The organism is Pseudomonas sp. S10E 269, from assembly GCF_002798465.1.
In the GTDB taxonomy this organism is placed as follows: Bacteria; Pseudomonadota; Gammaproteobacteria; order Pseudomonadales; family Pseudomonadaceae; genus Aquipseudomonas; species Aquipseudomonas pergaminensis.
The window spans coordinates 2,131,994-2,155,986 of sequence record NZ_PHIJ01000001.1; the positions used below are offsets into that span (position 1 = coordinate 2,131,994).

Annotated in this window: 19 protein-coding genes and 1 pseudogene; 7 read left to right on the forward strand and 13 right to left on the reverse strand. The window is 60.8% G+C overall.

The window, feature by feature from the left end; genetic code table 11:
- Positions 1-245: 245 nt before the first annotated feature.
- Positions 246-491, reverse strand: a complete 246-nt coding sequence (locus CWC48_RS09830; protein WP_028615223.1) for a DUF2789 domain-containing protein — start codon at positions 489-491, stop codon at positions 246-248.
- A gap of 35 nt (positions 492-526) precedes the next feature.
- Entirely contained in the window at positions 527-2,131 is a 1,605-nt protein-coding gene (locus CWC48_RS09835) for a glycosyltransferase family 39 protein (RefSeq protein WP_100491786.1), read from the reverse strand.
- 168 nt (positions 2,132-2,299) lie between these two features.
- On the opposite strand from CWC48_RS09835, the gene CWC48_RS09840 reads away from it, so the two are divergent.
- Entirely contained in the window at positions 2,300-4,468 is a 2,169-nt protein-coding gene (locus CWC48_RS09840; protein ID WP_100491787.1) for an outer membrane assembly lipoprotein YfiO, read from the forward strand.
- Entirely contained in the window at positions 4,465-5,169 is a 705-nt protein-coding gene (locus CWC48_RS09845; RefSeq protein WP_100491788.1) for a DUF3142 domain-containing protein, read from the forward strand. Before CWC48_RS09840 ends, CWC48_RS09845 begins: the two co-directional genes overlap by 4 nt.
- A gap of 4 nt (positions 5,170-5,173) precedes the next feature.
- Here the strand turns inward: CWC48_RS09845 and CWC48_RS30530 are convergent.
- From CWC48_RS30530 to CWC48_RS09895, 10 genes and pseudogenes are all read right to left on the reverse strand, one after another.
- A pseudogene (locus tag CWC48_RS30530) lies at positions 5,174-5,323 on the reverse strand (RNA polymerase subunit sigma); the annotation flags it as partial.
- A gap of 66 nt (positions 5,324-5,389) precedes the next feature.
- A complete protein-coding gene (locus tag CWC48_RS09855; RefSeq protein WP_099491540.1) occupies positions 5,390-6,835 on the reverse strand; it encodes an efflux transporter outer membrane subunit in 1,446 nt (481 codons plus the stop codon).
- Complete coding sequence (locus CWC48_RS09860; protein ID WP_100491789.1) at positions 6,832-7,890, reverse strand: HlyD family secretion protein; 1,059 nt, start codon at positions 7,888-7,890, stop codon at positions 6,832-6,834. Before CWC48_RS09860 ends, CWC48_RS09855 begins: the two co-directional genes overlap by 4 nt.
- 15 nt (positions 7,891-7,905) lie before the next feature.
- Positions 7,906-9,441 carry an MFS transporter gene (locus tag CWC48_RS09865; protein ID WP_078046290.1) on the reverse strand — a complete coding sequence of 512 codons (1,536 nt, stop codon included), beginning with the start codon at positions 9,439-9,441 and terminating at the stop codon, positions 7,906-7,908.
- 131 nt (positions 9,442-9,572) lie between these two features.
- Entirely contained in the window at positions 9,573-10,493 is a 921-nt protein-coding gene (locus CWC48_RS09870) for a LysR family transcriptional regulator (RefSeq protein WP_065899503.1), read from the reverse strand.
- 52 nt (positions 10,494-10,545) lie between these two features.
- Complete coding sequence (locus tag CWC48_RS09875; RefSeq protein WP_078046288.1) at positions 10,546-11,172, reverse strand: energy transducer TonB; 627 nt, start codon at positions 11,170-11,172, stop codon at positions 10,546-10,548.
- 123 nt (positions 11,173-11,295) lie between these two features.
- The gene (locus CWC48_RS09880) at positions 11,296-12,144 is read right to left on the reverse strand and encodes an ABC transporter permease (protein ID WP_012721565.1); all 849 of its coding nucleotides are present in this window, start codon (positions 12,142-12,144) and stop codon (positions 11,296-11,298) included.
- An 11-nt stretch (positions 12,145-12,155) separates the two neighbouring features.
- Positions 12,156-13,007: an ABC transporter ATP-binding protein gene (locus CWC48_RS09885; RefSeq protein WP_099491545.1), complete on the reverse strand. Its 852-nt coding sequence runs from the start codon at positions 13,005-13,007 to the stop codon at positions 12,156-12,158.
- Position 13,008: 1 nt separating this feature from the next.
- Entirely contained in the window at positions 13,009-14,034 is a 1,026-nt protein-coding gene (locus CWC48_RS09890; protein ID WP_100491790.1) for an ABC transporter substrate-binding protein, read from the reverse strand.
- Between the two features lie 13 nt (positions 14,035-14,047).
- Entirely contained in the window at positions 14,048-14,941 is an 894-nt protein-coding gene (locus CWC48_RS09895) for a TauD/TfdA family dioxygenase (protein WP_099491548.1), read from the reverse strand.
- A 366-nt stretch (positions 14,942-15,307) separates the two neighbouring features.
- Here CWC48_RS09895 and CWC48_RS09900 point away from each other — a divergent pair, with 366 nt between their 5' ends.
- The 5 genes from CWC48_RS09900 to CWC48_RS09920 all read left to right on the forward strand — a co-directional run bounded on the left by CWC48_RS09900 (position 15,308) and on the right by CWC48_RS09920 (position 21,913).
- The gene (locus tag CWC48_RS09900) at positions 15,308-16,021 is read left to right on the forward strand and encodes a GntR family transcriptional regulator (protein ID WP_100491791.1); all 714 of its coding nucleotides are present in this window, start codon (positions 15,308-15,310) and stop codon (positions 16,019-16,021) included.
- A gap of 338 nt (positions 16,022-16,359) precedes the next feature.
- Positions 16,360-17,118: a DUF3050 domain-containing protein gene (locus CWC48_RS09905; protein ID WP_100491792.1), complete on the forward strand. Its 759-nt coding sequence runs from the start codon at positions 16,360-16,362 to the stop codon at positions 17,116-17,118.
- Positions 17,115-18,062, forward strand: a complete 948-nt coding sequence (locus CWC48_RS09910) for a diiron oxygenase (RefSeq protein ID WP_100491793.1) — start codon at positions 17,115-17,117, stop codon at positions 18,060-18,062. Before CWC48_RS09905 ends, CWC48_RS09910 begins: the two co-directional genes overlap by 4 nt.
- Positions 18,059-21,436 (forward strand): amino acid adenylation domain-containing protein, encoded by a 3,378-nt coding sequence (locus tag CWC48_RS09915; RefSeq protein ID WP_100491794.1) that lies wholly within the window; start codon positions 18,059-18,061, stop codon positions 21,434-21,436. Before CWC48_RS09910 ends, CWC48_RS09915 begins: the two co-directional genes overlap by 4 nt.
- A gap of 18 nt (positions 21,437-21,454) precedes the next feature.
- Positions 21,455-21,913 (forward strand): SRPBCC family protein, encoded by a 459-nt coding sequence (locus CWC48_RS09920; protein WP_100491795.1) that lies wholly within the window; start codon positions 21,455-21,457, stop codon positions 21,911-21,913.
- Positions 21,914-21,957: 44 nt separating this feature from the next.
- On the opposite strand, the gene CWC48_RS09925 is transcribed toward CWC48_RS09920, so the two are convergent.
- Entirely contained in the window at positions 21,958-23,838 is a 1,881-nt protein-coding gene (locus CWC48_RS09925) for a methyl-accepting chemotaxis protein (protein WP_078046279.1), read from the reverse strand.
- Positions 23,839-23,993: the final 155 nt, after the last annotated feature.

Genomic DNA, 23,993 nt, shown 5'->3' on the forward strand with positions numbered 1-23,993 from the left:
ATTTAGCGGATGGGTGGTGGTCGGTGCGTCGGTACAGAATTTACTAACACCGCAAAACTCTGTGGGAGCTGGCTTGCCTGCGATTGCGGTGGGCCACTCGAGGTATATGTCGACTGACACTCCGCTATCGCAGGCAAGCCAACTCCCACATTTAGATCGGGGCTTGGCCCGTCCGGGTCTTAGCGTGGGGAGACAGGCGCGTGCGTCAGAAAAAGCTCACTAACGCGGTAAAACCCTAGGTTTTTTTACCCCCCTCGCCCACCCCGCAACATGAGATTCAACTCATCCACCACTTCCGCCCAATCCGCATCCTCCAGAATCTCCTCGCGCAAAAACGCCTTCTGGCTGTCCGTCCAGAAAAACGCATCCGCCAGTTTCAGCTCCGGCTTGAGCGGCGAATGCACCGCCACAAACTTTTCGATACTCACCGGGTCATCCGGCAGACCCAGCTGTTTGAACAGTGACGGCAAGCTATGCACGGGCGATTCCATGATGGGCTCCTGATAGAAAAAAGCATTCACCCAGTCTAGCGGCAGCCCTCGGGTTGCGCCGACGGGACATTACACAACACGAACAAGCGCGCCCTGGCGCCGCCGCCATCCTGGCGACTGAGTTCGCGCCAGCCCTCAGGCAGCGGGGCGAAATCGTCCGGCGCTTCGTTGCTGCTGATCAGCCACACGCGACGGGTTTCGGCGGGCAGTGCCGACAGGTGGTCGAGGTAGATGCGTCCGCCGTCCTGGTCCACCAGGGTGCCGAAGCCATAGGCATTCGGCCGGGTGGGCGTGCCGTCGGGTTTGGGCGGGGTGTAGAGCTGCAACTGGGCGTCGGTCTGGTCGTAATACACATAGCTGAGGTACCACATCATGTCGCTGAGGACGATGCGGTCGTCTTCCTGATAGTTGCGGTTGACGAACTCCACCGGCACGTTGAATTGGTCGTGCTCATCCACGGTGAAATTGTTCTTCAACCCCAACAGCTCGACGCCGACGAACAGCACAAACAATGCCGCTCCCAGCAGTGCAAACCGCGACGGCAGACGATCAATGGCCATCGCCAGCAGAATCGGCAAGCCCAGGGCGTAGACCGTCAGGTAACGCTCGATAAACACCGGGGAGACAAACGACACGCCGTAGACCAGCAGCAATGGCAGCAGAAAGAACAGCACCATCAGGCTGGCCGGTCGGTAGCGCTCGCGGTCATGCCAGGCAGTAATGACAACCACCGCCACCAGCAGCAGTGGAAACAGCCAGAACAGCGGCGCCCAGAAGCCGACGCCTTCATCCTGGAGCACGAACTGCCAGATCATCGAGGGGAGGGAGAACAGGCTGACCGGTTCTTCCCAGCCAATGTCGCCGCCCACCTTGAGCTGTTCGACGTGTTGCACCAAGTCCAGCAGATTCGGCAGCCAAGGCAGGTACAACAGCACAATCGTGGCGTTGGCCAACCACCACGCCGGGCGCGTGATCAGGCGTTGGTCGCGCGGCATCGTGACACTCAGCATGCCCAGGTAAGCCCAATGCACCAACACGCATAGCGCAGTGAAGTAATGGGTGTAGAAACCGGCCGTCATCAACACGACATACGCCGCCAGATAACGCGTGCGCTCAGGTTGGCGTACCCAGTAAACCAGCGCCAGCGTGGCGCCCAGCAGCCATACACCCAGCAGCGAATACATGCGCACTTCCTGGCTGTAGCGCACCGCCGTCGGCAACAGCGCCAGCAGTATCCCCGCCAGCAGCGCCGCACGGCGGGTGGACAGTTGCCGCGTCAGCCAGATGCCCAAGCCCACGACGACCACACCGGGAATGGCACTCATGCCGCGAATCGACCAGATGCTGTCGCCGAACAGTTCGATCCAGCCGCGCAGCAGGAAAAAATACAGCGGCGGGTGCACGTCGTGCGCGGCGTGGAACCACAGGTCGCCCAGGGCGTATTCGCTGAGCAGCAGGCTCGAGCCTTCGTCGCCCCAGATCGCTGCCGCCGTCAGTTGGTAAACACGCAGCGCCATGGCCAGCGCCAGGATCGGCACCCACCACAGTCGGCTGATCCAGCCGGCACCTTCCCACGTGAGGCGATTGAGTGCGGGCAACGTCCCGACCTTTTCGTTTTGCTCTACCACAGACCGACGCACCTCGATTCCCCTGATTGCCCAAGCGCAAACACCGCCACTCTAGGACAAAAGATCCAGGCTGGCTGCTGGAATCGGACAAATCAGTAATTTGTGCAGGGCTTCTCCGAAGCAACCGTAGGAACACGCTATTATTGCCTCCCTCCAAGGACTCAGGATCAAGGACACGTCATGCGCATCGGTTTTCTGTCACCCCTGGCACTGGCACTGCTTGCCGGCATCACCCAACAGGCCCAGGCCAGCTCTGACGACTCGTGCTACCCCGACTGGCGCGTCTCGCGTGATAGCCTCGATTCCTGCAGTAACCTGCCCTTCCTCAGCCCCGGCAACGACAGTCGCGTCAACCTGCGCCTGCTGCTAGCGGACAAAAAGGCCGAACCGCTCACGCCCAATGCGCTGAGCGAAGATGATCTGTCTCAGGGCTTCGGCCCGGTGCCGTTCCCGGTCTATCGCCTGGCGCCTATCCCCGCGACAAACGATGAGCCCGACAACAAGCCGGACAATTCACGCACCGCCGAACTCGACACCCTGCTCAAGCCCCTGGGCATCCAGCGCGACGAGTACAAGACCGCAGGCGAAGCGTTCCTGACTGGCGAGGGCAGCCGTTGCCGCAGCAACGATGATGACAGCGCCACGGCGTTCATCAGCCAGGTGATCAAGGCCGATATGCCGGCTGCTGAGCGTGAGCTGCTGATAAAAGCGCGCCTGCAACTGCTCACAGCCTGTTCGTGGGAAGGCCAGGTGGTGGATGCCCAGCAGATCCAGTCCAACGACGGCCAACTGTTCCGTACCTACCTGCAAGCCGCCGCCGACTTCTACAGCGGTCGCTTCGGTGACGCTGAGCGCGGTTTTGCCGCCGCCAGCGCCAGCCACGTGCCTTGGCTGAAGGAAACCGCGCTGTATATGACTGCGCGCACGTCTTTGAACCAGGCCCAGGCTGAAGCCTTTGACGAGTACGGCATGCCGCAGCTCGAGCATGTGGATAAGTCCGCCCTGAGCCATGCCGAGGCAGGCTTTCTCGGTTACCTGAAAACTTATCCACAGGGCGACTACCTGGCCTCCGCCCGTGGCCTGTTGCGCCGTGTTTATTGGTTGGCAGGTGACAACACCAAGCTCGCCGAGGCCTTCGGCTGGGCAATGACCGAGGCAACGGACGCGCAGCGTAATGTGTCGGTGGATGAACTGGTGGAGGAAGCCGACCTCAAGCTGTTGATGGTCAATAGCGAAACCGTCAGCACGCCGATGATCCAGTTTGTCAGCAACCTGATGGTGATGCGCGGTGGCAACCAGCCCGCCCTCTCCCGCGCCGACCTGGAAAAGCAGAAAACTGCGTTTTCCAGCGCGCCGGAGCTGTATGACTACTTGCTCGCAGTGTCTGCGCTGTATACCGAGCATCAGCCGGACGCCGCGCTGAAACAATTGCCCCAGAGCGTGCCGTCGAGCCTGAATTACTTTGCCTTCAGCCAACAAACCCTGCGCGCCCTGGCCCTGGAAGCCAAGCAAGATTGGAAAGGCGCCGAAGCGCTCTGGCTGCAACTGCTGCCGCTGGCGAAGTTGCCGTTGCAACGCGATCAGCTTGAGTTGGCGTTGGCCATGAACTACGAGCGCAGCGGCCAGTTGGCCAAGGTGTTTGCCGCCGATTCGCCGATCAGCGCCAAGCAGGTGCGTTACATCCTGCTGCGCAACGTCGCCGGTCCCGAGTTGCTGCGCCAGCAGATCGCGCAGGCCAGCGATCCGCTGGAACGCCAGACTGCGCAATTCGTGCTGCTCTACAAAGACCTGCTGCGCGGTCAGTACGCTACCTTCGCCGACGACTTCAAGCAGCTGCCAGCCTCCGCCCCGGAAGACAAACTGGGCACCAGCCTGGGCTACGTCTACAGCACCAGCCAGACCTTGAAGCTGTTCCAGTGGAACGGCGACAAAGCCGAGTCTGGCTACAGCTGCCCGAGCATTGCGCAAACCGCCGCGACCTTGCAGGGCGATGCCAAAAACCCACAAGGCTTGAACTGCCTGGGTGAGTTCATCCTGCGTAACGGCCTGGACGGCATGCCACTGGAACAGGCGCGCGCCGCCGGCAGCCTGGGCAGCAGTGCATCGGACTTCAAGGGTGAAACCTTCTCGCGCCTGGACGGCTACAAACAGGTGATCGGCAACGCCAAGGCACCCAAGAATGACAAGGCCTACGCCCTGTTCCGCGCCATCAACTGCTACGGGCCCTCGGGCTACAACAGTTGCGGCGGCGTCGATGTAGAACCTGCCGTGCGCAAGGCCTGGTTCCGCCAGCTGAAAACCAGCTACGCCGACACCCAGTGGGGCAAATCGCTGCAGTACTACTGGTGAAGCACCTGTGGCTAGGTTTGCTGTTGCTGGCAAGCCCGGCCTTCGGCGCCGTCGACGCCCGCGACTATGACGCCTTCTGGCTGTGGAGCGGGGTTACACCACAGCCGGTGCTCAAGCAGGCGAAAACCCTGTACATCCTCCAGGGCCAGATCAACTCCACGCGCCGCGCGCCCCAGCGCGGCGTGCAGATGATTGCCCAAGGCATCAGCGTGCCGCGCCTTACCGAAGGCGACATCTGGATCGTCTACCGCGCCCACACCCTGCACTGGCCCGAGCAGGTCTACCGCCAACTGTTCGGCCAGGTGCAACGCTGGCGCGACGCAGGCAATCCGGTGGTGGGCATCCAGATCGACTTCGATGCTCGCACTCAGTACCTGCATGAATACGCCGACTTCCTGCGCGACCTGCGCCAGCGCCTGCCCACCGACCTGCGCCTGAGCATCACCGGCTTGATGGACTGGAGCAGCAACGCTGATCCGGCTGCCATCGCTCAACTCAAAGGGGTGGTGGATGAAGTGGTGGTGCAAACGTATCAGGGGCGGCACAGCATCCCGGATTACACGGCGTATTTGCCACGGATGAACCGGTTGGGGTTGCCGTTCAAGGTTGGCTTGATTCAGGGCGGGGAGTGGGAAGAGCCGGGGTATCTGAAGGACAGCGAGTGGTTTCGAGGCTATGTGGTGTTTTTGCAAAACCCTTGATGCACGCAATCTGTAGGCGCAGGAAGGTGTCCTGCGCCACAACGGCCGCATGCTCACGGTCGCCCAGACGCTTGCGCAACCCGCCTTGCAGCCAGCCGTGATGGTCGCGGTACAGGAGGTGAAGCTGTCGCTGGCCGTCAGTCGCGGTGTCCATGAAAAGCTCAGATACACTATTGAGAGCAATTATCTTATTTCGCGACTGACAAAAACTCTTCGCCGTTCAGCGCCCAGCGGTTTGCAGCGGATACACCGATTCCCAGCCGCCACCCAACGCTTTGTACAGCCCAACCATGGCCAGGGACACGCTGGTCGAGCTCTCCACCCACTGCTCTTGCGTGGCCAGCAACGCGCTCTGCACGGTGAGCACGTTGACGAAATCCACCACGCCTTCCACGTACTGCTGTTGCGCGGTGCTCAGGGCAATCTGGTTCTGGCGCACGGCTTCGGCGAGGCTGTCGCGGCGCAGTTGGCTGGCGTTATAGCGAGTCAGTTGGTCGTCGATCTCATGCCAGGCTCGCAGCACGGTTTGCTGGTACGCGAGCGCCGCTTCCTGTTGCTGGGCTTCGCGCAGGTTCAGCATGCCTTGCAGGCGCCCGCCATTGAACAACGGCAAGCTGAACTGCGGGCCGAAGGCAAAGGCGCGGGAGCCCCAGGAACCGAGATCCGAGAGTTGCATGGCCTGGGAACCGAGGCTGCCGGATAAAGTGATGCGCGGGTAGAAGTCGCCCTTGGCCACGCCAATGCTGGCGGTGGCGGCGTGCAGGCGTGCTTCGGCCTGGCGGATATCCGGGCGGCGTTCGGCCAACTCCGACGGTAAGCCAATCGCGACCTGGCGCTGGGTCTGCGGCACAGCGGCGTCCTTGGACAACTGCGCATGCAGGGCCTGCGGCGGCTCGCCCATCAACAGGCTGAGGGCGTTGATCAGTTGGTCCTGGCGCTGTTGCAGATCCGGCAGACGCGCTTCGATAGCGGCGACCTGGGCGGCGGCTTCGGCGACGTCCAGATCCGTCGCCACACCGTCCGCCAGGCGCAACTGCGAGAGTTTGAGGCTGTGTCGCGCGACGTCGAGGTTTTGCTCGGTGACGGCGCGGGTGTTCTGTACGCCGCGCAGTTGGATATAGTCCTGGGCCGTCTCGGCGAGTACCGACAACAACACCGCGCGGCGGTCGTCTTCAGCCACTTGCAGGGTGGCGTCAGCGGCTTCGGTTTCGCGTTTTACCCGGCCCCAGAAGTCCAGCTCCCAAGAGGCGGAAAAACCCATGTCCCACTGATTGAACGCCGAGCGGCCGTTGTTGCCGGAAGGGTCGCTCAGGCCCTTGCCGCTGTTGCGTTGGCGCAGGTAATCACCGTTGGCGTTGACGTTGGGATAACGCTCGGCGGTGGTCACCTGGCGCACGGCACGGCTTTGCTGCAGGCGACTGCTGGCCAATTTCAGGTCGAGGTTATCGGTGAGCGCGCGACGGGTGAGCGCCGAGAGTTGCGCGTCGTGGAATACATCCCACCAGCGCTCCTGCAAGGGATCGCTGACGGCACGGCTGGCCGCCTGGCGACCCTGGGGCGCGTTCCATTGCGTCACTTGCGGGCTCTGGGGCTTTTGGAAATCCGGACCGACCGTGCAGGCGCTCAGGCTGATGAGGCTCATGGTGAGCCAGGCCACTCGTTTCATTGCTGGGCCACCTCACGGGTCTGCACGACCGGCCGGGTGTCGACGCTGGCTTCCACCGACATGCCGACCCGCAAGCGTTCGGTGTGCGCCTGGTTGGGTTCGAGGACGATTTTCACCGGGATGCGCTGCACCACCTTGGTGAAGTTACCGGTGGCGTTATCGGGTTTGACCGAGGCAAAGGTCACCCCGGTGGCAGGCGCGAGGCTTTCCAGATGGCCGTTGAGCAACTCACCGTCGAGGCTGTCGACGCGCACCTGCACGGCCTGGCCGGCGTGCATATGGGAGAGCTGGGTTTCCTGGAAGTTGGCCACCACGTACGCTTCTTCCAGCGGCACGACCGCAAGGATCTTGCTGCCTGGCGTCACGTAGGCGCCCACCCGCACTGCACGCTCGCCGACCATGCCATCCACCGGCGCGACAATGCGCGTGTACGACAGCTGGTAACTGGCCAATTCCAGCGCGGCCTGGGCACGCTTGAGCCCACCTTCGGCGGCGTCGCGCTGGGCGGTGAGGATTTCCACTTGCTTGCGTTCAGCCGCCAGCACCGCCGTGGCATTGGCCAGGCGCGCGGTGGCCTGGTCGATGCGGGTCTTGGCTTGCTGGGCATTCTGCACGGTGCCGGCACCGACACCGGCGAGGTGGTTGTAGCGATTCAGTTCGTGTTCGGCAAAGGCCATTTCGGCGCGATCCGCCGCGACGGTGGCCTGGGCCTGGGCGATCACCGAGCTTTGGCGCTCGAGGGTGGCGGTGGCGTTTTTCAGTTGGGCCTGGGCCACCAACGCATCGGCGTCGGCAGCCTGGGCGGCAGCGCGGAAGTCGCGGTCGTCGATCAGCGCCAGCAGTTGCCCGGCCTTGACGCGCTGGTTGTCTTCCACCAACACCTCCTTGATGAAACCGGCCACACGTGGCGCCACCAGGGTGAAGTCCGCAGCAACGAAGGCGTCGTTGGTGGTCTGGCGCTTGCTGCCCAGCACACCCGGCGCGACCAGATACACCAGCACGCCGACGGCGAACACAGCAATAACGGAGACGGCAATTTTGTCTTTGCGTTTCATGAACAGTCCTTTCAATCAAGTCGGTGCGCGAGGCGGGAAAATCCGCGTGGGCATCCAGAAAATCAGCAGGATCAACGCCACCGCGACTGCGGCCATGACGTAATACAGATCCGAAGAAGTCAGCACCACGGCCTGCTCGTGCAGGCGGTGCGCCAGGCCCGGCGCGTCGCCGTCGGCCAGCGGTGAGTTACCCAGGCGGTCGACCAACATGGTCGAGTGAAAATGCAGGCGCTGGGTGGTCAAGGTATCGAGCACACCGGTGGCGATCACGGCGGCCAGGCCCTTGATGGTGTTGAACCAGGCCGAGGCGAACGGGCCGTCCATGGGCTGGATGCTGCCGGTGGAGAGCATCAGCAGCGGCAACACGGCCATCGGTTGCCCGAAGATTTGCAGCAGGTACAGGCCGTAGAAATCGTCACGAATCCATTCCGAAGTGAGGTGCGCACTGCCCACGCAGCACAGCACCAGCATCCCCAGGCCGATCCCCAGCACCCAGCGACAATCAACCCAACGCAGGTTGCACAGCGCCGCCACCAGCGGCAGCGCGATCAACTGCGGGATGGCCATCAGCAGCATCACTGGCGCGGTTTGCAGCGGACGATAGCCCTGGACCTGGGCGAGAAAACTCGACGGGATGATGATCACCGAGGTCAGCACCATGAGCACGCCCGCCAGCACGATCAGCGCAAACGACAGGTTGCGCAGGCCGAGCATCTGCAGCTTGAAGAACGGTATGGGCTGGGACCACTCGTTCACCATGAACAGCACCAGCAAGGCACTGCCGCCGCACAACAGGAAGGTGATCAGGCCCGACTCGAACCAGTCCAGGCGGTTGCCTTGCAGGATGCCGATGACCAGCATGCAGATCGCCGGGAAGCCCAGCAGCAGGCCGCGCCAGTTGAACTGCTTGAAGCGCTCCAGGCGCAGCGGGTCCTGCGGCAGCCCGTAGGCCACGGCGACCATGGCCAGCAGGCACGGCGCGACGATCTGCCAGAACGCCCACTGCCAGCCGACGTACTCGGTCCACAGCGCCGCCAGCGGCGTGCCCAGGCTCGGGCCGAAGGTGGCGGTGAGTGCATAGCCGGCCAAGCCGTACAGCTTGACGTTGGCCGGCAGAAAACGCAGCGCCACGGTCATCAGCATCGGCGGCAACGCGCCACCGGCCAGGCCTTGCACAGTGCGCAGCACCAGCAGGCTTTCGTAGTTCGGCGCGAACGGGCACAGGATCCCCAGCACGGTGAATAGGCCGATGGCGCACAGCGTGAAGCGGCGCAGGGAAAAGGTCACCGAGCACCAAGGCGCAAACGCCATGGCCGACACGGAGGTGGCGGTATAAGCCGCGACCAGCCAGGTGCCTTCGTCAAAACCGATGTACAGCGCACCGCGAATATCCGCGAGGGCCACCTTGGTGACCATCTCGTTGAGACCGGAGACCAGCACGGCCAGCAACACGCCGACCAGACCGATGATGATGCGCGGACCGAAGACGGGCGGGGTCATGGCAGTGGGCTTGGCTGCGGCCTGGAGTGCGGGGGCAGCGAGGGACGTCATGAACAGATAACTCGGAATGGTAAATACCCGAGCAGTTTAATCAGGCACACACATGACAAAAAGTTACTTATTGGCAGGGTATAACTGCGCCAGACGCAATCCTGAATTCGTGTAGGAGCTGGCTTGGGGCGTCAGGTGGGCTGGGCTTCGAGCCAGGTGGCGTGGCAACTCTCGCGCATGGTTTCGCGCAGCCATTTGTGGGCGGGGTCTTTGTCGAATCGCGGATGCCAGGATTGGGCCAATACCAACGTCGGCAGCGAGATCGGCAAGGCGAATGCACGCAGTGGCAACTTCAGGCGATTAGCGCTCAGCAGCGCTTCCTTGGGCACCGGCAGCAGCAGGTCGGAGTCGGGCAGCATGAACATCGCACCGTGGAAACCCGGGGCGATCATCGCCACGCGGCGTTCCAGCCCCTGGGCATTCAGTGCGGTGTCGATCGGCCCGCGCGCAATGCCGCGCCGCGAGATGCTGATGTGCGAGTAGCTGGCAAAACGCGCCGCGGTGATTTCTTCGTCAAACAACGGATGGTCTTCCCGCGCCAGGCCGACGAAGGTGGTGGAGAACAGGTTCTGCACCTTCACTTCGGGGCTGACCGGCATGGTGTTGCTCACGCGCAAGTCCAGGCGCCCTTCGCGCAGGGCCTCGTCGTCGGTGTCACCTTCGGGCACAAAGCACAGTTCGCACAGGGGGGCCATGCGTTCCATGGTGTCGAACAGGCGCCCGCCATACACACCGATGAAAAAATCATTGGCGCGCACGCTGAAGCGGCGGCGCAATGTGCTCAGGTCCACCTGGTCCGCCGAGCGGAACAGCAGCGCTGCCTGCTCCACCACGTTGCGCACCTGGCCTTGCAGTTGCAGGGCCTTGGGCGTGGGCACCAGGCCGCGTCCGGCGCGCACCAGGATCGGGTCGCCCACGGCTTCGCGGATACGCGTGAGGGTGCGGCTCATGGCGGCGGGGCTGAGGTTCATGCGGCGCGCGGCGCCGACCACGCTGCCCTCGTCGAGCAAGGCGTCGAGGGCGACCAGCAGGTTCATGTCCGGTAGTTGCATGCCAAGCACTCGTGATCAACGGGGCGTGAATTGAGCGCAATCGTAGCAGGCTTTACAGGTAGCGTCGGAGGTTGCTGGGCAGGTATTTCGCGTAGGTCGATTTGGGATGGGCCTGGCATTTGCGCACGATTTCCGGCAGGGCGCTTTCAAGCGCGTCGGCGCGGACCAGGCCTTCGTTGTAATCGCTTTTACCGCTCAATGCCGGGAACATCACGGCGACGCGGGTGATGGCAAAACTCTTCATTTGGATGAGCGGGCGGGAAGGATGATTGCGGCGGAACTGGCTGACTTCTTCGTTCAACGCGCTGCAGGACTGATAGGTCGTTTCCATGAAGGACAACTGAGTACTCTTCGCCTTGATCTCCTCGGGCGTGAAGATCATCTCGTTTTGCGCGTCGATCACCGCTGGCTGATCCGCATTTACCGTCCAGGGTTTGAAACGCCATTGTGTGGCCGCCGCCACGGCGGCTTCGCCGAACTCGGGCTTGGTGGCGCTGAGCGCTTTTACATCGCTGACCGAACCATCATTGTGGATGTTCAAGCTGATGCGCGCATGTCCCGGGACAGACGTCAGGAACGAGGGGTAGTGCGGCTTGGGCATGGACACGGCTTCGGGAACGAACGCCGCCAACACCGAGGTCGATAGCAACAAAGCCGCTGCCAAGACAAAAAAACGCATAGTCGTAAATCCCTTTACCGATCGACGCCATCGCAGCGCCGAATTCGGGCGGGATTATCGAAGCCAGCCTGGGCAAAGAGCAACCATTCCTATTAAAAACGAAGATTCTTACGCCCCATGAAATCAGCGCTGCATGCCCCAGCGCTTCACCGTCAGACGCTCGAACGTGTCAAACACCAGGTTTTCCACAAGCAGCCCGATCAGGATCACCACCGCCAGCCCGGCAAACACCTTATCGGTGTACAGCTCGTTGCGGTTCTGGAAGATGTACCACCCCAGGCCACCCTTGCCACTGGTTGCACCGAACACCAGTTCGGCGGCAATCAATGTACGCCAGGCAAACGCCCAGCCGATCTTGAGGCCCGCAAGAATCGACGGCAGCGCCGCCGGGATGAGGATGAACAGCACAAACCGCATGCCCTTGAGGCCGTAGTTGCGCCCGGCCATGCGCAGGGTTTCGGACACGCCAAGGAAACCTGAGTAGGTGTTGAGCGCCAGCGCCCACAATACCGAATGCACCAGCACGAAGATGAGGCTGTTCTGGCCCAGGCCAAACCACAGCAGCGCCAGCGGCAACAAGGCAATCGCCGGTAGCGGGTTGAACATCGAGGTCAGGGTGCTCAGCAAATCACGGCCCAGTTGGGTCGATACCGCCAATGTGGTCAGGGCGAACGCCAGTACGATGCCGATCAGGTAGCCCTTGATCAGCACCACCAGCGAGATGCTGACCTTGCTGAGCAATTCGCCGCTGAGCAGGCCGTCGTAGAGCGCGTGAAAGGTCTGCAAGAAGCTCGGCAGCAGCAGGTCATTATTCTGATAACGCGCAACGGCTTCCCAGAGGATCGCGAGCACGATCAGGATCAGGCCCTTGCGCAGCCAGCCTTGTTGCCACAGGCGCTGGCGCAGGGGCAGTTCGCGTTCAACGGGGACGCTGAGCAGCGGTTCGAGGGTGATTTCATATTCCTGGCGCATGGATGTTCCCCTTAATACGCGATGCGGATATCAGCGAAGCCCAACTCACGTTCGGCCTCGGGCGCTTCATCGAACAGCAGGCGATGAATGCGCCGTGCCGACGCCTGGAACTCCACGCCACCGAGGCTGTGCAGGTCGTATTGATGGCTGTGGATTTCCGCGCGTACCCGCCCAGGGTGGGGCGACAGCAACAGAATGCGATTGCCCACCACCAACGCTTCTTCGATGGAGTGGGTGACGAACAACAGGGTAAAGCGCACCTCTTCCCAGAGCAGCAGCAACTCTTCCTGCATCTTGCGCCGGGTCAGCGCATCGAGGGCGGCGAAGGGTTCGTCCATCAGCAGGATCTTGGGCTGCATGGCCAGGGCACGGGCGATGGCGACACGGGCTTTCATACCGCCGGACAGGGTGTGTGGGTAGGCGTCGGCAAAGGCGGTGAGGCCGACTTTGTCGAGGTAGTGCAGTGCACGTTCTTCGGCGTCGGCGCGCTTCAGGGTTTTGGAGGCCAACAGTGGAAACATCACGTTCTGTTTGACGGTTTTCCACGGCGGCAGTTGGTCGAATTCCTGGAACACCACGATACGGTCCGGGCCCGGTTGCTCGACCTTTTGCCCCAACAGGCGGATCTCGCCTTCGCAGGGTTTGATAAACCCGGCGATGGATTTGAGCAAGGTGGACTTACCGCAACCCGAGGGGCCGAGCAGCACGTAGCGGTCGGCCGGGTCGATCTCGAAACTCACCTGGTGGGTGGCCCGCACCACGCGCTCGGGGGTGCGGTATTCCAGGCTGACGTTATCCACCGCGAGCAAGGGGCCGGTGGTGTGCAGGTTGCTGGCCGTGTGGCCTTGCAAGGGCGCGTTCATCTCAACTTCCTTGCAGGGGCTTGGCGTCCTGGAAGAAGTAGTCCTTCCACGATTCAGGCTTGTTCTTGATGGCACCGACGCGGTAGAGGAATTCCGCCAGTGGGTAGGTGTTTTTCGGCGTAACGCTGAATTCGAACTGCGGGTTGTCGATGATTTTGAGCAACTCGGCGCGGTCGATCTTGGCCTTGGTCACGCGCAGGTAAGTGTCGGCTGCAGCGCCTTTGTCGTTCTGGGCGAACTGCGCGGCTTCGGTCAATGCCTCGACGAACGCCTTGTAGGTTTTTGGGTTGTCGTTGCGGAATTTCTCGGTGGCGAACAATACCGTCGGCGAGTTCGGGCCGAGCAGGTCGTAGGTGTTCAGCACCACGTGCACGTTCGGGTTGGCCAGGGCCTGGTCCTGAAACGGCGGGTTGGAAAAATGCCCGGTCAGCTCGGTGCCGCCAGCGATCAGCGCTGCGGTCGCATCCGGGTGAGGGACGGCGACGGTGTACTTGTCGAGGCGATTGAATTCCTTTTCGCCCCACTGCTTGGCCGCCGCGTATTGCAGGAAGCGTGACTGCACCGACACGCCCACCGCCGGCACGGCAATGCGGTCCTTCTCGGTTAAATCGGCGATGGTCTTGACCTTGGGATTGTTGCTGACGAGGTAGTACGGGAAGTTACCCAGGGAAGCCACGGCCTTGACGTTCTGCTTGCCGTGGGTGCGATCCCAGATGGTCAGCAGCGGGCCGACACCAGCTCCGGCAATGTCGATGGAACCGGAGAGCAGTGCGTCATTGACTGCCGCGCCGCCAGACAACTGTGTCCAGTCGACCTTGATGTCGATGCCTTCCTGTTTACCGTATTTTTCGATCAGGCTCTGGTCGCGTACCACGTTCAGCAACAGGTAAACGATGCCGAATTGTTCGGCGATGCGGATCTCGCCTTCGGCCTGCGCGGACGCCGGTGCAATCAGGCTGCCGGCCAAGAGGCTGACACCCAGGCCGACGGTCGCCGCCAGCCGTGCGAATGGAATTTTCCTGGACATGGTCATGCTCCGATCAGAAAGGCGCGTCGCCCTGGATGGTGGTACGAAACAGCTTGCGGCGCAGATGGCTCGGGCAACCGGCGGCCAGGTGGATCAGCGAGCGGTTGTCCCAGAACACCAGATCGTGGGGCTGCCATTGGTGGCGGTAGATGTTTTCTGGTAACACGCTGTGGGCGTAGAGTTGGGCCAGCACGTCGCGGCTCTCATCCTCCGGCAGGCCGACGATGCGGGTGGTGAAGCCTTCACTGACAAATAGCGCCTTGCGGCCGTTTTCCGGGTGGGTGCGCACGATGGGGTGCACGACTTCCGCCACCTGGGCGAGCTGCTCGGGGGTCAACGTGGGGCGCCAGTTGCCTTCGAATTTGGTTTCGCTGTAGCGCGCGGTATAAGAGTGAGCGGCGCTGCGACCTTCGACGGCTTTGCGCAGATGCTCGGGCAATTGGTCCCAGGCTTTGTGCATATCGGCAAACAAGGTGTCGCCACCTTCGGAGGGCAGCTCCTGGGCGTGCAGCATCGAGCCCAGGCTCGGCAGTTCTTTATAGGACAGGTCCGAATGCCAGAATTTGCCGGCGTCACCCAGGCCGATGGATTGGCCGTTTTCGATAATGTTGGAGACGATCAGGATTTCCGGATGGTTGGCCAGCAGGAACTGCTTGAGTACGTGGATCTGCAGCACGCCGAAGCGGCGGCTGAAGGCAATCTGTTGTTCGGGCGTGATGCGTTGATCACGAAAGACCACGACGTGATGGTCCAGGTGCGCACGGTGAATGCGCGCGAAATCCTGCTCGTTGACTGGGCGTGACAAATCCAGGCCAATGACCTCGGCGCCTACACTGCCGGGAAATGGACGAATCTCGAAGGTTTGGGCGGTAGCGGTCGCTGTTGGAACAGTAGAGGTGGCGGACATGAGGTCACTCCCGGTCAGACAGGAGTGTGACTTTATAGATATAAGAACGGCTATTTAAATACCGTTAGTGAATATCGATAGACAGGAATGTATCGACCGAACCCCATACTTCCTAACGCATGGGGAATAAACTGCAACAGCAAAGTGTTCATTCCGTAACCGCCGATAATGCAGCAATCGGCGCAGGAAGCCGGCCGATGAACCCGGCCGTGTAAGACGCCGTAAATGTCGGTTGTGGGGGGTGGGAGCGCGATGTTGAAGCGCTTACAAGCCGAAACCGTACCCGTTTGACAAGCTTATGGGCAGTCTCTAGTGTGCATTGGATCCAATTAGCCACCCTATCAGAATAAGGAGGATAGCGTAACCGTGACGCAGAAGCCGAACCCTTTGAACAGCATCAAGATAAGCGGGCCTATTCCCGCCCATCTCGCTCGTTCCGTGATTGAAGAAACCTTGCGCAACGCCATCCTCGATGGACGCTTGCCGTGCGGTACCGCCATGCGCCAACAGGAATTGGCCAGCCTGTTCGGGGTCAGCCGCATGCCCGTGCGGGAAGCCCTGCGCCAGTTGGAAGCCCAGTCGCTGTTGCATGTGGTGACGCACAAGGGTGCCGTGGTTGCACCGCTGATCGAGGATAACTCGGCGGAAACCTATGAACTGCGGATGTTGCTGGAGTCTGAAGCATTGCGCTTGTCGATTCCGTTGCTCACCGAGGCCGATATCGCCGAGGCGGATGCGATCATCGTCGCCCTGGAGCAGGAAAAAGACTACAGCGAGATTGGCCGCCTCAATCGGCTGTTCCACATGGCCCTGTATGGCAAGGCCCCGAACCAGCGGCTGCTCAATCTGGTGGAGCACGGGTTGAACGAAGAGGAGCGTTTCCTGCGTTATAACCTGGAGGCCATGGGGTTGGGAGAGACGTCCCAGGAGGATCACCGCGAATTGCTGAACCTGGTCGCCCAGAAGAAAACCCAGGAAAGCATCCTGACGCTGCGCAATCACTTGATGCGAGGCATGGAAGTGATCAGCGCCTACCTCAACGGCCTGGAGGCCGACGACTCCAAGAAAGGTAAGTACTAAGGCGCGCGGCCCTCCTGTCGCGAATCTTCCTTACCCCGGGGCTCACTAACTCACGATTAGCGCCCCGCACAGAAGAAGTTTCCCACCTGCCGTAAAGAAGCAAACTTACAGCACATATTATTTAGAAAAACTTCTAACACATTTGTATGCTCGCCAAATTGTTTAACCCGCTTATTATCTTTCCTTACTAAACCAGATAGTTCATTCCGACGTCGCGACGCCCCCATATTGAGCGGCTCGCACGCCAGCGCCTGGTTTATACCTGCTCAATCCTTGCCGATTACAAAAACTCATCGCTGTTTCCACACAGCAGACGCAACAACTTATAGGCATCAACCATGCATCAACCGTTACTTGAAACAATAAAACTGCAGTTATGCAGCCACTCGTTATTTACAGAAATAACTTCTCTGCGAAAGTTGCAACTTTTTATGGAAAGCCATGTATTCGCTGTCTGGGATTTCATGACCCTCGCCAAACGTCTGCAACAGGAGCTGACCTGCACGCGTCTACCCTGGTTGCCACCTGTCGACCCATGGGCTGCACGCCTGATCAACGAGATCGTGCTGGGAGAGGAATCTGACGAACATCCTGCGCAAGGCTATTGCAGCCACTTCGAACTTTACCTGGAGGCCATGGCGGAAGTAGGCGCCAGCACTGCCGCTATCAATCACTTCATTGCGCTGCAACGCCAGGGCCTCGAAGCAACTGCCGCCTTGCATGAAGTCGAGATTCTTCCCGGTGTGGCCCGCTTTGTCAGCGACACCTTACACCTTGCGCTAAATGCCCCTGCCCATTGTGTGGCCGCCACATTCCTGCACGGCCGTGAGCACGTCATCCCACCGATGTTCGAGCGCATCCTGCAATCCGAGGCGCTCGACCACCGTCAGACGCCTACCCTGTGCGCCTACCTCAAGCGCCACATCGAATTGGACGCCCAGGACCATGGGCCGGCAGCAGAGCAGTTGCTTCTGCGCCTCTGCAGCGCAGACCCGGCCTACCCGCAACAGGCCAACGCTGCCGCCGTGGCTGCCGTCCAGAGCCGCATCGCGCTCTGGGATGTGGTTCGGGCTTCGCTGCACGAGATGAAGCCATGACCGCTGCCGATTACAAAACCATTGCCGACGACTGGGAGCGCCGCGCAACCATCCGCACACGTCCTCGCCGTTTGCTGGAGGATGATGACAAGCTGATCTACCCGTTGTGTCGCCAGCCCCTGGTGCTTTGTGCAACCTTTATCGAACACTGCCCGCAGTGGCGCGATTTTGTCCTGGCACAGAGCTTTTATAAATTCATCAACGACGTGGTGATATTCGAGACCGAGATTGTCGACCAGACGGCACGCAGCATTGCCAAGAATCGCTTCTCGGTGCCCTTCCCGCTTGCCTGTCGTATTGATGCGATGACCATCGTTGTGGACGAGGACTACCACGCGTTGGTGGCACTGGATTTCCTCCAGCAAACCGTGGCCATGACGGGTATACAACCCCTGGCGCTGCCCCAGGAAATCGAATTGAGCCGAGCGCTGCCGGCGGCACAGGCGCAGGTACCCCCTCACCTGCACGATGCCGTCGCGCTGATCGGCGTGGCCATTGCCGAAAACACCGTCACCCACGATGTGGCAGCGTTCTCCAAGGACGCCAGCGTCAAAGCCTCCGTCCGTGGCTTGATGGCCGACCACCTGGCCGATGAAGGCCGCCACGCACAATTCTGGACGCGCTTGGTACGCCTGTATTGGCAGGCTGCCAGCGCCGACGACCGCGACAGCATTGCCAAGGTGCTACCGATTTTCCTGGCCCGGTACCTGACGAACGACCTGCAAAAGAACTTCGACCTTCAGTTGATCGACCACCTCGATATCAGCAGCCCCCTGCGCAACGCCTTACGCGATGAAGTCGCGGCGCTGGCCTTCCCCATCACCCGCCAGCATCCTTTGATGGGCAATATCCTGGGCTTCCTGCAACACAGCGGCTTGCTGCAGACACCAAGTGTGGCCCAAGGGCTGACCGACTACTTGCACGTGGCCGGGAGGGTAGCATGAGGCGCCTGACCATCGGATTTTCCGGCACCAGCAGTGCCTTGGCGGCTATCAAGCGGGAGCTGGAGCAGTATGGCTATGTCTTGAGTGATGCCGGCTCGGACCTGTGGATCGATGACGGCAGCCAGTCGTTGCCGAACCCGGCACACCAAACCTCAGTGCTGGGCCTGCGCCTGGGGGTTGGCCCAGTGACCGACTGCGGGTTACCCGCACTGCAACTGCGCGCCTATGGGCCCGAGGGGCGACTAGCGGCTGTCCTTGAAGTCGCAACGGAGCCCAGTGGAAACGGCCAGCGCCTGCGCCAGCAAGTGACCCAAGCGATGATGGAATGGGTTGCGCTGCACGTCAGTGGTTTTTCGCGCGACCCCGGATATTTCTCCGCCAAAGCGGTCGCCAATGAATGGCCCGAGCAGGGTTTGGACGCGCTTGACGCCTTGGCATTTGTTCACCGATTCAACCGCGCCGAAGACCTCGCTGTCATGCGGGAGGCCCAGGTGCCTGTGATCGAACGGTTGCAGGCCAGCCTTCACCAATTCGCTGATAGGCGGGCGCTGAACATCGACGGCAGCGTGGTGACTTACCGCGAGTTGCACGTGCAGGCCCTCATGATCCAGCAACGGTTAAGCCCTGTGTTGGGCGTCACGCAGGCACCACCGGTGGTTGGGGTTTGCCTGGAAAAGTCCGTAGCGTTGTACGCCAGTATTCTCGCGGTTATGGGCTGTGGCGCGGTGTATCTGCCGTTGGCTCCGGACCACCCGCCTCAACGCCATCAGGCCTTGCTTGAGAACGCAGGGGCCCGGGTGTTGCTGGACGCCGGCCAGCACCCCTTGCGAGAGCGCTTCATTACACTGGATGTGCGCGAGGTCGACCCGCAGGACACCGACTTGCTGCGTCCACTGATGCACGCTCAGCCCGCCCTCGATTCGCCCTGCATGGCGCTCTATACATCGGGTACCACCGGCCATCCCAAGGGGGTGTTGCTCAGCCAAGCCAACCTGGCACATTTCGCGGCCTGGTTCAGGGCCTGCATGAACCTGGATGAACAAAGCCGTATCCTGCAGTTTTCACCGGTGAGCTTTGACTCGTCCCTGATCGATATTGTCCCTACCCTGATAGCGGGCGCCGAGTTGATCGTCCCCAGCGCAGAGCAACGACACGACCCTCAGCAACTGCTCGATCTGCTCCAACGTCAGCGCGTTACCCATGCCTTTTTGCCCCCCTCGCTGCTGAGCATTCTGCCGCCCGATCAACCGCTGGGCCTGACGCACCTGCTGACCGGGGGTGACGTCTGCGAACCCCATGTCATCGACCGCCTGGCGGCGCAGTGCCAATTTCACAACCTCTACGGCCCCACGGAGGCCACCGTACTGATCACCCATCGTACGTTTCAACCTGGCGACAGCAACCGCAATCTCGGCCGGCCGATCGCCAACAGCTGGGTGTTGATCCTCGATGACGACCAGCAGCCGGTCGATGAAGAGGTGATGGGTGAGGTGTACATCGTTGGGCCTGGCGTAAGCCTGGGCTATGTGAACGACCCACCTCAGGCGACCAGTGCCTTTGTGGAGCTTGCAGTGCCTGGGGGCCAGCCCTTGCGCGCCTACCGCAGCGGCGATTTGGCCCGGTGGACCGCCGATGGAATCGTGCTGGGCGGACGACGTGATGATCAGGTGAAGATTCGTGGCTTTCGGGTCGGGCCCCAGGAGATTGAGCAGTGCCTGCGTACCAGCCGGCTGTATCGCCAAGTGGCGGTGGTGATCGACCCTGACCGCAGGATCCGTGGCTTTGTCGCTCAACCCGAACCCGGGGCTACCCTGGCGGCCCTGCAGCAACACGCGCGGCAGTGGCTGCCCGACTACATGCGGCCCGGCTTCTGGGATGAGTTGGCATGCATGCCGTGCGCCAGCAACGGCAAGATCGACCGTGAGGCCTTACTGGCAGTGCCGCTCCAGCCCAACGTGCAGGAGGAAGGTGGCACGGCACACACCCCGCTTCAAGTTCGGTTGACTCGCCTGTGGAGCGAACTGTTGACGCTGCCCGAGGGTGAAGTGTCTATCGATGAGAGCTTCTTCGATCTCGGCGGCCACTCGATTGTGCTATCGACGTTGTTGCTGCGCGTTCGCGAGCAGTTTGGTCGTAGCTTCGCACTGAGTCATTTCATTGAAGTACCGACGATTCGTACGCTCGCAACGCTGCTGGAGAACGGTGAACGACCCGATGCTTCCTGCGATGCTGCTGCTCGCGATGCTCAACGGGACTGGACTTTCAACACGCTGCCAGAGGACCGCGCAGGCGACCCACACAAAGTGATCGTGACGGGGGCCAACAGTTTTGTTGGTGTTCATATCGTCGAGGCATTGCTGGCCGCAGGTGCAACGACCGTGGCGTGCCTGGTACGTGAGACGTCGGGACAGTCGGCGATGGCACGATTCACTCAGGCGTTGCGTGAGTACCGCCTGGAACATCTGGACCTGAGCAGGGTGCAGGTATTCGCCGCCGATATCAGCCTCCCTCGGTTGGGCCTGGCCAGCGACGCGTATGATGCTATCGCCCAGGATTTCGGGGTGCTGATACACAACGCAGCACGGGTCAATCACGTGATGGACTATACATCTCTGGCCAGGGACAACGTTGCCCCCCTGTTCGAATGCCTGTGCCTGTGTGAGACCCACAGCAAGAAGGTCCTCAACTTTATCTCGACACTGTCCGCTTCGAGCGCTGTCGACTCGCAGGGTTATGTCCTCGAAGCGCCCGCTGCAACGACGTTGCCGCTGTACATCAAGAATGGCTACAACCTGTCCAAATGGGTTGCCGAGCGCCAACTGGGTCGTGCGGTGGAGCGCGGCGCCTGGGTGAATATCCATCGACCCGGCAACATCAGTTTCAACAGTCACAATGGTGCCTGCCAACCGCAAAAAAATCGTCTGATGCTGATGCTCAAGGGGTCACTGCAGCTGGGCCTGATGCCTCGGTTGACGCTGAACTTCGACCTGATGCCGGTGGACTTCCTGGCGCGCTTCATTGCATTCCACAGCAGCCGCTTTCAGGCCGACAGGCATGTGTTCAACCTGCATAACCCCAAGCCGTTGAGCTGGGAGGACTACCTGGATGCGTTCAATCGAGCGGGGCACCGTTTCAAGCGGGTGAGTATCGCGCAGTGGCAACAGGCGCTGCGAACGGTAAACCAGGACAACGCACTGTTTGGCGTGCTCGGTTTCTACCTCGATCGCCTCGACGAAGACATCGGCGACACATCGATGATTCGCCACGACAACGCGCGACAGGGTATCCAGCAGATGGGGGCACGCTACCCCGAAAAAGACCCGGCGTTGTTGAGCAAAGGCTGCAACTACCTCAAGACCATCGGCTTTCTTTGAACGCCTCAGGACAACCTCATGAAACTGCTGCAACCCGATACGTTAATTCGCAATCCGAACGGCCTGCCGATAGTGGCGTCCGTCACGGTCAACTGCTGTGCCTCTCGCCTGTGGGCGATGGTGGGGCAGTTTGCCGGCTTCGATGTGTTTATTCCGGACCTGATGCATATCGAAATGACCGGCTCAGGCGTGGGCGCATTGCGGACTAAATTTTTCCGCGATGGTAACTGTGTCGTGGAACAGCTCAATAGCCGGGACGAACAGGCCATGCACATGACCTGGACCACAATCTACAACACACTGGGCGTGGCCAGGTTATGGGCGGCGATGCATGTGGAAGCGCTTGAAAAGGAGCGCTCCAGGGTGACATGGACAATTATTGCTGAGCCCACAGAGGAGGTGAGCCCAGGGTTTGAACAGTTTGTGCAGGGCTTCGCCAACAGCGCCTTGGACAACGTTCGCCGGTTGCTTGGCTAAGCGGCAGGAGCGGCGCGCGTCGCTCCTGCCATTCAGTCAGCGGGTTAGATCTTGAAGCTATCGACCAGTTGCTTCAACCGATTGGCCTGCTGCGACAGGGCATCGCAATCCTTGAGGGTTTCATTCAGATTGGCCACGCCCTGCTGGTTCAGCAAGTTGATCTGGTTGATGTCCACATTGAGGGTTTCCACCACGGCAGTTTGTTCTTCGGTGGCGGCAGCCACGGACTGGTTCATTCCGTCGATCTCGACAATCCGCTGCGTCACGCTGACCAGGCGCTCACCGGCCTGGTTCGCGACCTCTACGCTTTCTTCGCTGGAGGTCTGGCTGGCGTTCATGGTGGTGACCGCTTCACGCGAGCCCACTTGCAGCGAGGTGATCATTTTGTGGATCTCCTCGGCCGACTCCTGGGTTCGATGAGCCAGGTTGCGCACCTCGTCCGCGACCACTGCAAAACCTCGACCGGCCTCACCCGCACGCGCTGCCTCGATGGCCGCGTTAAGCGCCAGCAAGTTGGTTTGCTGGGAGATGCCTTTGATCACATCAAGGATGTGACCAATGTTGTCGGTGCTGGCGTTCAGGGTTTCGATCTGGGTGCAGGACAAGCTGATCTTCTGCGACAGCTCCGACATCGCAAGAATGGTTTGCTCCACCACTTTGCGCCCATCGTCGGCTTGCTCACTGGCACCACTGGCGTGCTGTGAAGCATCCGCGGCGTTACGCGCGATTTCCTGGGTAGCGGCACCCAGTTCATTGATCGCTGCGGCCACGCTATTGGTGCGTGCACTCTGCTCATCGGAACCGATGATAGAGGCATTGGACGAGGCCATTACACGCTGGGACAAGTCGTGTACCTGGCGGGTTGCCGAAGACACTTCCGAAATCGAAGCGTGGATGCGCTCTACAAATTGATTGAACGCACTGCCGACCTCGCCGAATTCGTCCTTGCTGGTGACAGCCAGGCGACGGGTCAGGTCACCCTCGCCCTGGGCAATGTCCTGCATCGCTACGCCCATGGTGGTGAGGGGGCGCAGCAAGACTTGGATCAGCAAGCTCAGGAGCACGGCGATCACGACCACGGCGATCAGCATGGCAATCAACGCGGAAGTTCGGAACTTGCCCAGCGGCGCGTAGGCTTTGTCTTTATCAATCGACAGGCCGATATACCAATCTGCGCCAGGCAAACCACTGATAGGGGTGAAGGACAGGATGCGGTCCTGCCCATTGAGGACGACGTCCTGGCTGACCTTGCCGATACGCACCTGGGTGCCGGGGTAGATGTCCTTGAGGTTCTTCATCACTTGGTCCTGATCAGGACTGACGATGACTTGGCCGTCGCCGCTGACCAGGAATGCGTGGCCGATACCGCCGAAGTCCACCGAGTTGATGATCTTCACCAAGGTTTGCAGGCTCAGGTCACCGCCGACGACGCCGAGCAATTCACCGTTCTTTTTCACCGGCATGGCGATGGTCACGATCTGTCCACCCACTGCGGCCATGTAGGGTGGCGTGAGCATGGGTTTATCTGCGGCCACTGCCTGCTTGTACCAAGGGCGCTGACGGGGGTCATAGCCATCGGGCATTTTCGCGTCGGGGCGCTGGGTGAACACGCCGTTGGTTTGGCCAACGTAGGTGAACTGGAAGTTCGAAGTGAATGCCGCTTGATCGACCAGACCGGGAAGGTCGGCACCACTGCCTTGGTGGGCAACGTTTTGCGTGAGGCTTTCGAGTACCAGTATTCGACCACTGAGCCAGTTCTGAACACTGCTGGCGGTGAGTTCACCGGATTGTTGGATGGACGACTCCAGGTTCTGCGTGATGATGCTGCGTTGCAGGTAGTCGTTGTAGAGGGTGAATAACGCGAAGGCCAGAACCACGACGCCTGACGCGGCCAACAGAATTTTATGACTGAACTTGAGATTCATTTCATCGACTTCTTTTGCCAAAGGGGGGTGAGCGTGCCGAGTGGAACATTCCATGTAACGCGATAGGCGGACTCTCGGGCCGCTCTATTTCGGTGCACGCATGGCTCGTCAGGCTTTCGGCCAATCCGCGGCAAAACTTAGAAAATTGTGAGATA